This is a genomic window from Nitrospina gracilis Nb-211 (genome assembly GCF_021845525.1).
GTDB lineage: Bacteria > Nitrospinota > Nitrospinia > Nitrospinales > Nitrospinaceae > Nitrospina > Nitrospina gracilis_A.
Window position 1 is genome coordinate 2,841,959 of sequence record NZ_JAKJKD010000001.1, and the last position, 14,296, is coordinate 2,856,254.

The window sequence follows — 14,296 nt, forward strand, 5'->3', positions numbered from 1 at the left end:
GGTTTCCATCATGACATTACGAAGTGTTTTCAGCTTACTCTTGTTTTCCCTGCTGACCGCCTGCGGGTACCAACTGGCCGGGACGGGCGCGGCGCAACTGCCGCCGCACCTGAAGACCATCGCCATCCCCGTGTTCGACAACGTGTCGCAGGAACCGACCATCAACCGCAGCCTCACCGAACGCGTGCGCCAGTCGTTTCTGCGCGACGGCCGCTTGAAGCTGGTGACGGACTCGGCAAATGCCGACCTCGTATTGAACGGCAAGCTGACGGGCTATTCCATCCGCGCCGTGGCCTTCGATGACCGCGACGTGGTCACCGAGTACTGGGTGTACATCGATCTTGACGTGGTGGTGAAAGACCAGGTGAAAAACCGCACGCATCTCAAGCAAACGCTCAAGACGCGCTGGGACTACCGGCCCAGCATCAACGTCGTCGACGCCGAGGCGTCGCGCCAGGAGGCGTTTCTGCAGGCTTACCGCCTGCTCGGCAACCGGCTGGTGAGCCTCATCATCGACCAGTTCTGATGGAGGCCGCGCCGTGACCGCACTGGAGCTCATCCGCGCTTTAAACGGCGGCACGCGGCATCCCGTTTACTTCCTCTACGGTGAAGAAGACTTCTTCTCGCGCGAACTCCTGCGCCTGCTGACCGAAAAGCTCATCACCCCCGAAAACCGCGACTTCAACTTCGAATCCTTTGAAGGCAAGACGAGCCATCCCAACGACTGGATCGAGGCGGCAAAAACGTTTTCCTTTTTAGGCGGCGACAAGCTGATCGTCGTGCGCAATGCCGAGGAAGCGTCCTTCACCGACACGGATATCCAGACGTTGATCGACTACACGAAAAACCCTGCGCCCGACGCGTGCCTCGTGCTCACCGCGCGCAAGGCCGATCGCAAACGCAAGCTGTACAAACACCTCACGGGCCTGCCGGGGGCGGGCGACTGCGCCCCGCCGAAAGAAGGCGAACTGGTGATGTGGATCAAGAACCGCGCCAAGGGATTGGGGTACACACTGGAGACCGACGCGGCGCAGACGTTGCTCGCACGCATCGGGCCGAAGCCGGGCATCCTGGCACAGGAGCTGGACAAAGTGATCACCTTCGCCGGGGGAAACAAGACGCTTTCGCAGGCGGCGGTGGCGGAGGTGGTGGGCGCCATCAAGCTGGAGTCGGTGTTTGAGTTGACCGATGCGCTGAAAGAAAAAAACGCCGACCGTGCGCTACGGCTTCTGCGCAACCAGCTTGCGCACGGCGAGGAACCGGTGAAGGTGCTGGGCACCATCGCGTGGCAATTCCGTTTAATATGGGAAGTGAAACATCACCAGCAGAAACGCGTGCCGCGCCAGCAGATCGCGAAGGTGATGGGACAGAAACCGTTTCTGATCGATCAGGCGCTCCGCTTCACCGGCAACTTCACGGAGCGGCAACTGCGCAATGGATTTCAAAGCCTGTCCGAAGCCGACGTCGAACTGAAATCCACCGGCAAGGCGCCGGAAGGCATTCTGGAATCGCTGATCCTGAAACTGTGCGCCAAGGCGGAGTGAGCTTATCGGTTCCACTTCCAATTTAAAGCCACCCCCTCACCGAATAAAAATTTTCCTCCCTGTTTTGGTTAAGTCCATTCGCAACCCTTACCACTAATAAATCGAGCCCCCTTTTTTAAAAATTTGTTGCTTTGGGACACCAAGCCGTTAACCTGATTTAAAGTCGTTTTACCGTTTCCAAATGGGCACAGTTTTTTTCAGGCGAATCGGTCAGCGGGAAATCTTCCTGTCTGGTTCCGAGTTGCCACCTCCAAGGGCGGTCTTAAAAAGACCGGGGTTCAATTCCCCACAGGATCGATTCTGAGAGGCCGGCGGTTTCCGCACCATCAAAACGGCTCTGCGGGTTCAGGCCCCCGCCGATTTGCTGGGGTCTCTCAGAGTTGATTCTAATATTTACTTCGAGGCGACTATGAGCTTGGTGGAATATTTGGGCATCCTTACAGCCCTGGTGATCGTTTGGTATTTCGCTTCAAAGACGTTTCACCGAATCGTTGTGAAGGAATATGAAAGCGGACTGCCCTATCGAAATGGGAAATTCATTAAAAGTTTAAAAGCAGGGAGCTATTGGATCATCGGCTGGGCTAGTGAAATCACCAAGGTTGACCTGCGCATCAAAACAGAGACGGTGCCGGGCCAGGAAGTGATGAGCCAGGACAACATCAGCCTCAAGGTGAGTTTGGGCATCAAGTACGTTATTGAGGATGCGGAAAAGGCAACACACCTGACAGAATCCTTTCAAAACGACCTGTATCAAAGTGTGCAACTGGCTCTGCGCGCTGTGGTGGGGAGTCAAAAAATCGAGGACTTGCTTACAAACCGTTCCAGCATGGGAACAGAGATTTCAAAATCCATCATCCCGGAAGCGGAAAAGATCGGGCTGAAAGTTCACTGGGTGGAAGTGAAGGACATCATGTTCCCCGGTGAACTGAAAAAAGTGTTTGCCGAGGAAATCAAAGCCAGAAAAGAAGGGCTGGCCTTGTTGGAGCGGGCGCGGGGGGGAGTCGGCCGCCTTGAGGAATCTCGCCAACGCCACAAAGATTCTGGAAAACAACCCTGCCCTGCTGGACCTGCGCATACTTCAGGCTTTGACCGGCGGAGACAAAAACGGAAACCTGTTCATCACACGCCTGCCCGGATTCAAAACCCGCTGACTCGCGGTTTTAATACTCACCTCATCCCGCAAGCGCTGTTATAAATCTGAGAAAAAAGAAAGGTGTGGGTCAACCGACCCGCTTGGGCGAGCCTGAGCGGCTCAGCCGGAAGCGGACAGTTTGTTGACCTGCCGGGCGAGGCCGGAGATCTTGCGCGAGGCGGCGCGCTTGTGCAGGACGCCTTTGCTGGCAACGCTGGAAATGGTTTTCGTCGCGCTGTGCAGGGCTTTCTCGGCGGCCTCTTTGTCTTTCTTGGCGACCGCTTCCAGCACTCTCTTGGTTTCATTCTTCACGCGCGTGCGGTTGGCGGTGTTGCGCGCGTTGCGTTTGATGTTCTGACGGTTCCGCTTGAGAGCGGATTTGTGGTTAGCCAACGAAACTCTCCTTGATAAAACAAATACCTGGAACGGGTTTTCGGGAAAATGAAAGAAAGTATCTTACCCCATCCGGCCCGGCTTGAGAAGGGGAAAATCGACCGAATCCGCTCATTCCGCGCCGATGGCCTTCAAGCCCGCCCGCGCGCAGTTTTCGTCAAACTGGTCTCCCGGCGCACCGCCGACACCGATGCCGCCGACCAGCTCCCCCTCCAGCTTGATGGGCAGTCCACCGCCCAGAATCAATATCTTGTCGTTCATGTCCCGCAGGCCGTGGATGCGCGGCACCTTGACCAGTAGTTCGGCCAGTTCCATCGTCGGGCGGCCCAGGCTGGCGGCGGTGTAGGCTTTCTTGAAACTGCTGTCGGGGGTGTGGGGTCCGGCCCCGTCATGCCGCAGAAGCGCCTTCACGTTGCCGCCGCGGTCCACCACGGCGACGCTCACCCGGTAGCCGTCCTGCTGACACTGGGCAAGGGTGGCCTGCCCGGCCTGGATGGCGAGATCGAGAGGAAGAACTTTCGCCTGGGGCAATCCGTCCGCCAGCACCAGGCCCGGCAGAAACAGAGTCGCCAGCAACGCCACCGCGCCCTTTGTCCATGTCGTGCAAATACCTTTCCGCATCATCCACCGCCTTTCCGCCGCAGTTTTTCTTTCATTGTCGATGCCCGTTAAAAAACCTCTCCCGGAGGGGCATCTCATCACTCCGGGAGAGGCGCACGCCTGTTGCTTACTAAAATATCGCGGTGGCCTGCGGGCAGGCAACAGGATTTTGCGCACTGGCCCGGCGGTTTTCCGGAAAGCAGACTTCCCTTTCGGAATGTTTGCGCTTAGCTTTCTCCCCGCGCTACGGGGTGGTACAATGCCCGTCCTGACTCATCTTGAGGATTCCCTGTGCGCAAACGTATTCTTTTGACCTTCCTGTTCTGCCTGCTTCCCTTGCGGGCGTGGGCGTTGGAAGTGACCCCCTACCTCAACCTGTTCCCCGTAAACCCCGCTTTCGTCATGGGGTCCGAGCTGAAAAACCCAAGCACCGGCGCCACCGTGGCCAAACCGGATTACAACGTCAGCCTCGGGTTCTTCGGCGCGCTGGGCCTGATGTTCAACCAAACGTTTCTTTTGGAGGTCGAGGTCGGCACCACCACCCTGGAGATCGGGGCGCTTTCCGGTGCGCAGGGGGAGGAGGGGGATCAGTTGAAAATCGACAATCTCCTCATCAACGCCTATTACCGGAGCCGCGGCTGGGCCCACGAAACGGGGCTGTTCACCTACCATTATTATATCGGCGGCGGTGCCGGGCAGGCCAAACAGGACCTGTTCCTCGCCAACGTGACAAAGGGAAGCGACCAGTCCATGGCCTGGCAGGCGGTGCTGGGGCTGGAACTCGCCCCCACCCACATGCGGCAAGGCATCAACGGCTCGCTTCTGTTCCAGTATAAATTCCTGTCCATCGCCGACGGGCAACTGGGCGCGGTGGAAGCGGGCCACAACGCGCATTTCCTCTCCATCGGCATCCGCTTTTACTGACGGACTGCATCCGAAGGCAACGGGTTGTATTTGGAACGAGTGGGAAAATCCCCATTCACCCACCGGGTCGCCCCATTTCCTGCCTGCAGGGCCGGTATTTCCCCATGCGAGGCCCGCCTCTGTTTCTATATAATGAATAGATATTTTATCGACGGAGCGTTTTACGATGTCCGCGTCGCCGGAAAACGAAAAAATCCGAATCGGGGTCAGCAGTTGCCTGCTGGGCGAACCGGTGCGCTGGAACGGCGATCACAAACGCGACCGCTACCTGACGGAAGTGCTGGCGTCGTTTTTTGAGTGGGTGCCGACCTGCCCGGAGGTGGACGCGGGCATGGGCACGCCGCGCGAAACGGTGCAGTTGCACGGAACACCGGAATCGCCGCGCATGGCAGGAACGAAATCCGGCACCGACTGGACCGACATCATGCGCCGCACCGCCCGGCAACGCTCGCGGGAGTTGGCAAAGATGAACCTGTGCGGTTACATCTTCAAATCCAAATCGCCGAGTTGCGGCCTGAACCGCATCAAAGTGTACACCGACACCTCCACCGTGCACCACAACGGACGCGGCCTGTTCGCCGAAGCTTTCGTGAATGCCTGTTCGCGCGTTCCCGTGGAAGAGGAAGGCCGACTGCACGACCCGAAGATCCGCGAAAACTTCATCGTCCGCGTCTTCGCCTACCACCGCCTGCAATCTTTGTTGAGCGGGCACTGGTCGCGCGGCGCGCTGGTGCGATTCCACACCGAGCACAAGTTTCTTTTGCTGGCACACAGCCGGAAGCACTACGACGCGCTGGGGAAACTGGTGGCCGGGGCCAAACAACATTCGCCAGCGGAGTTGAAATCAAAATACGCCGATACGTTCATGGACGCGCTGGCAGTGAAATCGACGATCAAAAAAAACGTGGATGTTCTGCAACACATGCTGGGATTTTTCAAAAAGGAATTGTCGGCGGAAGAAAAACAGGACATTCTGGAAACCATTGAGGATTACCGGCAGGGTCTCGTGCCCCTGGTCGTTCCCGTAACGCTGGTGCGTCATCATGTTCGTACGCACAACGTGGAGTACCTGCAGAACCAGATGTACCTGAACCCGCACCCGAAGGAACTGATGATCCGCAACCACATCTAACTCCACTGCGTGGAGGAGCAGATGGCTATTTCCCGGTGGTGATTTCGATGGCCGGCGGGCGCAAACCAAAAGTCAATCACGTTGCTAACGGACATCGTCCGCGCGCCGCGAAAATGAAACACCGCATGAATGGGAAATCCATCCATAGTCGTGGGCGAACTGGGGTCGGTCCCCCATGTTAAATAATAGACTCGCGGAACCCGTTCAGAATTGTTTTCATCCGTGTTCATCGGTGGTTTCATTAGTCTTTCGTATTAATTGGCGCAAATCGTTTTCCGCTTCGGCGGAAGCCCAACCCTCAAAGGAGTTTTCTTCATGACTGCACTGTTCCGCACCGCTCTTGTTCTTACGGCGGCCCTTTCATTATTTGCAACGCCTGCTTTGGCGGAAGAAGAATCCATCGAAAAGGAAGGCACCTTCATCCACACATTGCAGGAGTTTCCAAATTGCCGGGTGGACACGCTGAAGCTCAAATACCACATCAAGGAAGAAAGCGGCGCACCACACGTTTCCGCCGCTTTCCAGTGGCAGGCAAACAAGGAAAGCGCGCCCGACTGCCTGCCGAAGGACGTCAAAATCGCTCTCCAAATGTTCAGCCGCTCCGGTCACGTGAAGAACATCAACTTTCAACCTGAGATTTTGAAGTCGGGGGAAGGTTACGGCAAGCCGGACGCCAACGTGCGCAAATGGGACAAGCTGTTGTGCGGGTGGGGCCGGGAGGATGTGAACGACTGCTTTTCAGAAGACGAAGCCAAGAAGTTTTTGAAATCGGGATACAAAGTTGTGGGCTTTTATGTGTGGCGGTGAGGGGTTCCCTCTCCCACGCCGGTCATTTTGGATTATAATGGCAGGATCACCACGACGCACGAATATGGGGCTGTGGCGCAGTTGGGAGCGCGCTTGAATCGCACTCAAGAGGTCGGGGGTTCGAATCCCCCCAGCTCCACTTTGATTTAAAAGGGTTTGGCCAATCTGGTCAGACCCTTTTCTTTTTGAAGTGTAGCTAAATTGTAGCCAATTACCCGGTAGCTTTGGATTTGTAGCCGTTCAACACCGCAATGGCGTTGCGTTTGGTCTCCGGGCTTAGGTGTGCATACCGTTGCGTGGTGGAAATGTCTTCATGTCCTGCCAGGTCTGCCACTACGTTTAAAGGCAAACCTGCCTGAACCAATCGGGAACAGAAGTCATGGCGCAGGTCATGAAACCTGAAATTCTCCACCTTGGCCCGTTTGCACAAACGCCGAAAGGCTAATCCTACCCAACACCGATGAATCGGCTTGCCGTCCACTATAAAGACCCGGTCTGATTTCAGGTCACAGGTTTTGTGGTGTTGCTTGAGTTCGCCAAACACGGCATCCGAAAGAGGTATCCAAACAGGCTTGCCGTTTTTGGTTTTTTCAATCTCAATAAAGCGGTTATTAAGATCAACCTGGCTCCAAGTGAGATTGCAGATATTGGAAAGCCGCAACCCCGTCTCCCTGGCAACAATTACCACGGAACGGAGCCATTCGCGGCTCTCCAATGCCTCAAACAGCCGTTTTTCTTCATCGGGCTTGAGGTAGCGCACCCGCTTATTTACTCCACTGGGCAATTTGACCTTATCAAACGGATTTTTGTTGATAAGGTCCCATTGCTTCAAAGCCAACACAAAAGCATGTCGGAGCAGATTCAATTCATGATGAATCGTCACCTCCGACCTGCCCGCTTTTCTCCGTTCATCCATGTACCACTCAAGGTGATGGGGAGTCAGGTCGGCAATGAAGATTTCGCCAAGCTGTTCATTCAGGCGTTTTCCCATGTACCCGTCGGTCTTTTGACTCTTCGGGGATTTGTTGTGCCTGGCGTATCGTTCGGCGTACATTTCCAGCAATTGGGCAACGGTGATGCTTTTCCCCAACGTGTTGTCAAAGAACGTGCCTTCGTGAATTTGCGCACGAAGCTGGCCTTCAATGGCCTTGGCCCGTTTTTTGTCTGTTCCCAGACTTCTGCAAACAGGCTTTTGACCGGGCCTCGAAATTTTGCACCAATAGACGTTCCCTCGTTTATACATGCTAATCCTTCCTTCCTAAACGAGGCGTCTTTTGGCCACTATCAGGGAAATTATGACTGGAAGTGTAGAGGCCTCCAAGGATTTTTTTTGCCTCATGGGAAGGGCTTGGAACCCTTATTTTATTGGCCCTTATGAATTCATCGATTTCGGATTTATAAAATAATAGAAGGCCATTGACCTTGTAGGCCGGGATTTTGCCCTCACTGGCCCAGGAATAGATGGTCTTGGGCCTGGCCCGCAGGTAAACCGCAACCTCCTTGACTGTCATATATTCCTTGGACATGGTCGGATCAATCCTCAATAATCTTCTCAATTTCCTTAACTGCTTTTTTAAATTCTTTATCAATCTGGGAAAAAATGTCCTCCTTCTTGGGTTCTTTGAACCAGGGCAACAGGGAATCTAAAAAGTTTTTGCGAATCAGCTTTTCCAAATCCTTATCTTTGAATTGCGCTAAAGATTTCCGATGTTCTCTTCTGATTTTGGACATCAGGATTTGGAATCCACCCATGCGGTTAATCGGTTCTATTTCCTCAAAGTTGTAGAATTTGAAACGATCAAAATAGGAAGTCAGTTGTTTTGGACTTTTCGTAATATCGTAAAGAGTCCCTTTGTAATTCCTGATCTCTATGGAAAAGCGAGTGATGGATTTATTGGAATTGAGTATTTCTTTTTCTAATTCAGAAATTTGTTTTCCCTTTAATGCTTTCCTTTTAATTTGTTGGGTTTTGTTGAAAATGCGGATTTTGGGATTGGAGCCAATATAAATAGAATTACCCTTATAAAAACTCACACTTTCCCGCCGGTATCCCATAACCCACAAGCGAGCCAAAACGGTGTCCAAAGGCAAAGCCTCAATATCGGAGTGAATCTCTATTCGGGAAATATGGAATTCCTGCAATTCGGGCTTGGCAAATCCTTTAATCAGAGGAAACAGGTATTCCCGGAGAGAATAAAAATTTTTAAAACGCTGAGCATTGAAATTGATCTTGGTATGGGGAATAGTCAGGTTTCCAAAGAACCCGAACTTATGAGGCTCCCAAAACACTTGGGCCAATTCCAATTGGGCAAAATTCTTGTAGAATTTATTTCCAAGGTTATCGGGTTTGATCCTGACCCCATTTCGAATAGTAAATAGATTAGGCTTCAAATTCGTAGTTAAGGTGATTTGTCCAATACCCATAGCTTCCTCTGTACGACTTTGCCGGTAGATACTCCAGGCCGGCGGGAAATTGTTATTGACCTTTCATTCCAATAAAAAAAGGCCACTGGTTATTCCAGTGGCCTCAATTATGGCTAATAGGTAATTTGTTTATTAGGACACAAAATTGTCTTTTCGTGTCCAATTGAGGTATTAGTTGGCCTTGCGCTTCCTTCCTCTTTTCCTCAAACCCAGCCTGTTCATTTCCCGATGCAAAGACCCAGGATCATCACTCCCATAAATACCCAATTCTTTTACCAGGTCGAATATTTCCTCATTGGTCAATTCCTTTAAACCCATTTCCCAACCAAACACTAAAAACAGAGTCAATTTAATATTCTTCTTTTTAGGGGTAAAAGGTTTTGTTTTGATAGCTTTCGATAATTGATCGAAATATTCCTGATCCCCAGACAATTGAGCCTTTTTGATTTCTTTCATGGACCAATTGGAACCAATTAGAGATTTATCCAATTGAATCACCTTTAATATCGATTTCCTGTCTCCACTTTTAGCCTTCTTAAATAACTCTAAGGGGTTTTCTCCAAAAATGGCCGCGCAGAGGGAGAAATTCATAACCGCATAAGTGGAAAGAATAAAATCAACCTGGCTTTTGGTTAAGCGATCCTCTCCTTTTTTAACCGTATGCTTATCTTTCGTTCCTAATTCCTTTAGCCTCTTAATCACAGAACTTTGGTTTATAAATTCCTCGTAGTCCGAGAAATCTAAATTGAATTCATTTTCTGGGATATTTAAATCAAATAACGGAGAGTTTTTATAATTTCCAAGAATTGGATAATATTTCTCCCAATTCGGGAACTTGTATTTTTCAAAGTCTTTAAATAATTCAGAATTGAAATCGAAGGAGAGGTTGTTAATTAAATCGAATAAATCAATTATCTTTAGAAATTGATTAAAAAATAAGATCAGCTCCTTTTTTGAGGAATTAATATTATCATTCATGATTCAAAGGGATGGTTAAATCCATTGATATATAAGTTTGGTTTGCGATGTGGCCTTAAAAAACAAATAAAATAATAAACAAAGCTCCATGTGCTTAGCTGGGAAATAATTTTAAAGAGGTTGTTGGGAGGAGAGTTAGAAGCGGGATTTTAAAAAATCTTCAATTTCGTGCGTTATGTCAGCATAGTTTAATAGTTCTTTTGCTTGTTTGGCGTCATCAAGTTTCATGGAAAATTTGAGAGGGGGGTTAATCCGTAAATAGTTATCACCTAAAAGGAATTTGGCTTGAAAATGGATTAATTGTGATTGGCTCGCAATGGATACTTCATGAAAATTTTTGCCCCAATAGAGGATGCTTCCATATTTTAGCCATGAGTATCTGTATGGCATCTCTCCTTGATCTCCCGTTCCGATGGACAATAGAACGGTATTTTTTCGGCTTATGTCTGAAAATTCCTTTTTTGGTTCAGTTCCTCTTTTACTGGGCCTTTCAAAATTAAAGGTGTCAACTAGTCCAATTAAAGCGGGATTGTTTGCGCAAATCCCCCCATCAATTAAATTAGAAGAATGCTTTAGGGAGTGTGCCAAAAAATAGGTAGGGGCCGCCGAAGTTGCTAAGGCTATATCTGCCAGCTTTTCATCAAACCGTTCCCGGTTTCTTGCTAAATAATCACTTTTATAGAGCCTAGGCTTGGCATTACTTAATGCAATAGAAGTAATGCAAACATCCGTCGAGACATTTTCAAGGGTTTTCTCTTCAAAAAACTGTGTAAGAGCTTCCTTAAGTGGCCCAGTTTTATATTTTGGCCCAATTCCCAAAAAGTAACGAATATCTCTATTGGTGGTTGAAAAAACTTTTGGAATAATTTCCAGGTACAAATCACGTATCTGGGATGCCCTTTTTCCGGCAGCAAGCCCTAAGGCAATAAGCCCACCCGTAGAAGTTCCCACGATAAAGTCGAATCTTTGACCAAGAGGAACTCTTTCGCCTTCCTTATTATTTAAATAGTCCTCGATATTTGTAAGTATCTGAGCACTGAGAAGGCCTCTAGTGCCTCCACCATCCAAAGACAGAATACGAAAACTTTCTTTTTTAGAGCTCATAGGTTACCAAGCGGGAAGATCATACGGGAACGAGCGTCTTTACTTCATCCTCACACAATATCCAAGCTTTAATCACTGCTTGGCCAACAATAATAAATATAAGGAAACCCTGCTCAAAATGAGCGCTTTTACCAATGGCTTTCCAGTTGGATAGGTCATGAAGGGAAGGTGAGGGAACTTGCTCAGGATGTGAATGCCACTCTCCTAAGTAATTGTTTGTCCCCCGCGATTCCTCCCAAGCTTTTTCCACGATCCTTTGAGCGGGTTTCTTCTTCCGAAAAAATGTGAATCTGTTTCTGGAGTCTGAGGGATGTGGGCATGTCACTTCGTCAATAATAACGTCTTGGGTTCCCTCAATCATTCTTCCCAGCAGCATACCCCCTGCCTCTCTGTCTTCAGGCTTGAGTTGTCTGAACTGGTTCAGGGTGGCAAGCGCAGGTGCACTCAGCTCCAAAATTCCCTCATCCGGAAGGCAAAACTTCATTGGTCTGCACAAACTTTGCAATTTGAATTTATGTGTCGCTCTTCCCGGATGAGTGTCCTCGGTGGGATTTTGCTTCCTCGGCTAGACAACTTAAATCCTTCTTTTTCAAAAGCGGTGGATTCACCGAACCAACTCAACAATATGCTCTGAACTTCCTCACCTAAAAAGAGCCGGACAGCCAGCTGAGCTGATTCCAGAGCTGTTCGGTCCGCATCCAAGGGCGAGAAGGGTAAAAAGGTACCTCCGCATCCCGCATGGTTCCTCCGCACATCTTGTCCTGGGGCCGTGAAAAAAGCACGATTTGGAACAAGGTCTTGGCCGTTCTGATATAAGCAGTTGAGGCATCCCGATTGCCCAGGCACGCCAGCCAGAAGAATATGCCCTCCCAAGCCCAAAGGCTCTACGCTTGCAAAAATACTGGGGAAACGACCATAAAAGAGCTGGTTAAGACGGAGCTCAAGGGTTTCGATTCCGGTCGCCACAATGGCGAGGTCAAAATCGTCGATGCATACCACCTCATTATTTAAGCCCTCTAAAATCCCTGTTGGGTGAAACTGGCACTGGATACCGGGGAATCTCCCTTGGAGGTAAACGGCGAGGGCTTTCGCCTTGTTCATTCCCACAAACTGTAAAGGAAGGAGGTGACGATACACGTTATCGTTCTTGTACTCATCAGGGTCGACGAGGCAAAATCGAGTGATTCCAGAAGAAGCGAGTTTTTCGGCAATTCGGGATCCTACGGATCCGCACCCTATAACCAACACTTTTTTTTCTTGTATGTCCATTATTCCCCCGCTTCTCCCTAGAAGGTAGTGTATATCAAATCGTTCGAATTTTACTTTGAAAACTGGCTCCTTTTGCATCACCCGAAGTTGGTGCCTCAGGGGTGCTCGATTAGGTCTAAAACCTGCGGTGGACTTATTCCTCAGTTCCCTTGTTGAAGGTGCAGGGATAGAAAAGCCGAAAAGTACATGGTTAAGGGATTCCGAAAGGGGGAAAGAGATTGCAAATACCGTGGGCAACTGTAGGGGGCGTTTCAATATCTTGTTTATTAGGGCCAAGGACCCATGATCCTTTATCAGGGACAGGAAATCCTGAACGGTTTCCACCTTTTCCAGGGAGACAGCTATGGGTTTTTCAAGAGGCAAATAGAGGGCTTTCTGGAAGTCGGTTACGGGGAAACCCAGGTTTGTGGCCCATGCTTTAGCTTCCCTTTTATTGTTCGAAAGCAGTTGGCGGGGAAACCACGATTTTTCTGACGAGAGTTTACTGATCCACACATCTCTGGGGAGGCCGTTCACATCCAAAATACTGGCCACGGTAATTTCCGCGTTCCAGTAGGCTAGGAATTCCTGGGGAAAATCGTCGTGATTCTTTTTGGCAAGTCCATCTTCAATGGTCTCGCGGACTCGGTCCAACGCTTCTTGGATGAAATCTCCGGGCCGCTCCGGATTCCAAAACAACCCTTCCCCATCTCCAATGCAAACCTTTCGCTTTCCGTTCTTCAACGGTTCCAGATGTGGTAAGGGAGTCGGAAAGTTGTCCACCACCCGGACGTCAGGAAGGCTGTCGGGAAATTCAGGGGGAAGGGTTACCGTGACCTGTATTGATCCGAAATTTTGGATATCCAGGGAGCCCTCCCATTCCTGATTAGAAAGGGATGTAAACCCTCGCGCTTTCAGCGTTTCCTGAGCAAGACGGAGGGCCCGTGACTGGATATTAGCAAGTTGATCTGGAATTTTCATCAGGCAGACGAACTGGAGGTGACAATAGCTGGCCCGGAGGTTTTCTTTCCGGTGTCTTCAGAGTCCGGAACTGGGAAATCCGGCCCGAATTCCTCATCCCGTAACAGTTTGCAAGCTTTTACTGGATCAGCCATGTTTTCAGCCTCCTCCAGATGTCCAGCCAGCTTCTTAAATCGTTTTTTCAGTGTATCCATACCCTTATCGCTGATACGACCAAACACGTCCTCAAACAATTCGACGGGCTTGGGAATCACGATACGTCCATAAGTTTCTGAACAAGATCGCGCCAATTTTTTGAGCGCCCCCAAATCATCAGCATCCTCATCCCACGTAGCAGTAGGCTCCAAATCCCTGATGCAGAGGAGAAGGAACCCAAGGCCAATAGGCTTGTCGTCACTCTCGTTGGGTATATGGTTGTCATTCCATCGCTTCAGGTAGCGAACGACACGACGGAGTTGATCGGTGCCGGTTTGGCTGTCTTCGGTAAATTCAAATGGCTTTCGGCCTTCCTTGATGATTTCCTCCAATTTCACCGGATTGGCCTTGACCCATCCGTCCTTTTTGTGGGCAAGCCGGAACTGTTCCTGCCCAGCTCCATCTTCCCAATTGGCATATAGGATGAGATCAACGTGAAAATCACCCGAATAGGAAACGCGGATACAGGGGCCCTTTCCTTCAATATTGTCGGTGTGCCCGTCCACCGCTTCCAAAACCCAAGAACGGACCTCGTCCGCAGTATAATCGTCTTCGGCAAAATCAAACCGTAGCCCTACATCGATATCGAATTCCAGTTTGGCAATGGGATTGATCCCGACCTTGTACTTGTAACTGCCTTGGAGCAGTTCTTTGAAGCCAGGTCGGTCGTTGTCAGAGAGGTGCTTGCGGATACGGTTGAGGATGCAGTCCCGCTTTTTGCGAAGGATATCCTCGTTGTCAAAACGGATCTTTTTATGGAACTGCTCGAAGTACTTCTGTAGTTCAGCCATAATAGGGGTTCCTTTCCGGAATGAATGTGAAGAGGGCAGAAAA

The 14,296-nt window shown here is 50.3% G+C and carries 16 protein-coding genes and 1 tRNA gene; 7 read left to right on the plus strand and 10 right to left on the minus strand.

Annotated elements, in window-relative coordinates:
• Window positions 1–10 precede the first annotated feature (10 nt).
• From lptE to J2S31_RS13445, 3 genes are all read left to right on the plus strand, one after another.
• Window positions 11–526, plus strand: a complete 516-nt coding sequence (lptE, locus tag J2S31_RS13435; protein ID WP_237099668.1) for an LPS assembly lipoprotein LptE — start codon at window positions 11–13, stop codon at window positions 524–526.
• A gap of 13 nt (window positions 527–539) precedes the next feature.
• On the plus strand, window positions 540–1,544 hold the full coding sequence (gene holA / locus J2S31_RS13440; protein WP_237099669.1) for a DNA polymerase III subunit delta: 1,005 nt from the start codon (window positions 540–542) through the stop codon (window positions 1,542–1,544).
• Between the two features lie 409 nt (window positions 1,545–1,953).
• Window positions 1,954–2,739 (plus strand): SPFH domain-containing protein, encoded by a 786-nt coding sequence (locus J2S31_RS13445; protein ID WP_237099670.1) that lies wholly within the window; start codon window positions 1,954–1,956, stop codon window positions 2,737–2,739.
• Window positions 2,740–2,796: 57 nt separating this feature from the next.
• On the opposite strand, the gene rpsT is transcribed toward J2S31_RS13445, so the two are convergent.
• Both rpsT and J2S31_RS13455 read right to left on the minus strand, forming a co-directional pair.
• Window positions 2,797–3,069, minus strand: coding sequence for a 30S ribosomal protein S20 (gene rpsT / locus J2S31_RS13450; RefSeq protein WP_237099671.1), 273 nt, complete (start codon window positions 3,067–3,069; stop codon window positions 2,797–2,799).
• Window positions 3,070–3,180: 111 nt separating this feature from the next.
• The gene (locus J2S31_RS13455) at window positions 3,181–3,693 is read right to left on the minus strand and encodes a GlcG/HbpS family heme-binding protein (protein ID WP_237099672.1); all 513 of its coding nucleotides are present in this window, start codon (window positions 3,691–3,693) and stop codon (window positions 3,181–3,183) included.
• Between the two features lie 267 nt (window positions 3,694–3,960).
• Here J2S31_RS13455 and J2S31_RS13460 point away from each other — a divergent pair, with 267 nt between their 5' ends.
• The 4 genes from J2S31_RS13460 (at window position 3,961) to J2S31_RS13475 (ending at window position 6,671) form a co-directional block, all read left to right on the plus strand.
• A complete protein-coding gene (locus J2S31_RS13460; protein ID WP_237099673.1) occupies window positions 3,961–4,593 on the plus strand; it encodes a hypothetical protein in 633 nt (210 codons plus the stop codon).
• A 166-nt stretch (window positions 4,594–4,759) separates the two neighbouring features.
• On the plus strand, window positions 4,760–5,725 hold the full coding sequence (locus tag J2S31_RS13465; RefSeq protein ID WP_237099674.1) for a YbgA family protein: 966 nt from the start codon (window positions 4,760–4,762) through the stop codon (window positions 5,723–5,725).
• A 315-nt stretch (window positions 5,726–6,040) separates the two neighbouring features.
• Complete coding sequence (locus J2S31_RS13470) at window positions 6,041–6,532, plus strand: hypothetical protein (RefSeq protein WP_237099675.1); 492 nt, start codon at window positions 6,041–6,043, stop codon at window positions 6,530–6,532.
• A 66-nt stretch (window positions 6,533–6,598) separates the two neighbouring features.
• Window positions 6,599–6,671 (plus strand) — tRNA-Ala (locus J2S31_RS13475).
• 72 nt (window positions 6,672–6,743) lie between these two features.
• Here the strand turns inward: J2S31_RS13475 and J2S31_RS13480 are convergent.
• From J2S31_RS13480 to J2S31_RS13515, 8 genes are all read right to left on the minus strand, one after another.
• Complete coding sequence (locus J2S31_RS13480) at window positions 6,744–7,775, minus strand: tyrosine-type recombinase/integrase (protein ID WP_237099676.1); 1,032 nt, start codon at window positions 7,773–7,775, stop codon at window positions 6,744–6,746.
• A 1-nt stretch (window position 7,776) separates the two neighbouring features.
• Window positions 7,777–8,058, minus strand: coding sequence for a helix-turn-helix domain-containing protein (locus J2S31_RS13485; RefSeq protein ID WP_237099677.1), 282 nt, complete (start codon window positions 8,056–8,058; stop codon window positions 7,777–7,779).
• A gap of 7 nt (window positions 8,059–8,065) precedes the next feature.
• Window positions 8,066–8,956 carry a hypothetical protein gene (locus J2S31_RS13490; RefSeq protein ID WP_237099678.1) on the minus strand — a complete coding sequence of 297 codons (891 nt, stop codon included), beginning with the start codon at window positions 8,954–8,956 and terminating at the stop codon, window positions 8,066–8,068.
• A gap of 171 nt (window positions 8,957–9,127) precedes the next feature.
• Complete coding sequence (locus tag J2S31_RS13495) at window positions 9,128–9,934, minus strand: hypothetical protein (RefSeq protein ID WP_237099679.1); 807 nt, start codon at window positions 9,932–9,934, stop codon at window positions 9,128–9,130.
• Window positions 9,935–10,069: 135 nt separating this feature from the next.
• Window positions 10,070–11,038: a CBASS cGAMP-activated phospholipase gene (locus J2S31_RS13500; RefSeq protein WP_237099680.1), complete on the minus strand. Its 969-nt coding sequence runs from the start codon at window positions 11,036–11,038 to the stop codon at window positions 10,070–10,072.
• 19 nt (window positions 11,039–11,057) lie between these two features.
• Window positions 11,058–11,492, minus strand: a complete 435-nt coding sequence (locus tag J2S31_RS13505; RefSeq protein ID WP_237099681.1) for a Mov34/MPN/PAD-1 family protein — start codon at window positions 11,490–11,492, stop codon at window positions 11,058–11,060.
• Between the two features lie 26 nt (window positions 11,493–11,518).
• On the minus strand, window positions 11,519–13,267 hold the full coding sequence (locus J2S31_RS13510) for a ThiF family adenylyltransferase (RefSeq protein WP_237099682.1): 1,749 nt from the start codon (window positions 13,265–13,267) through the stop codon (window positions 11,519–11,521).
• Window positions 13,267–14,253, minus strand: coding sequence for a nucleotidyltransferase domain-containing protein (locus J2S31_RS13515; RefSeq protein WP_237099683.1), 987 nt, complete (start codon window positions 14,251–14,253; stop codon window positions 13,267–13,269). The genes J2S31_RS13510 and J2S31_RS13515 overlap by 1 nt, the downstream gene beginning before the upstream one ends.
• Window positions 14,254–14,296: the final 43 nt, after the last annotated feature.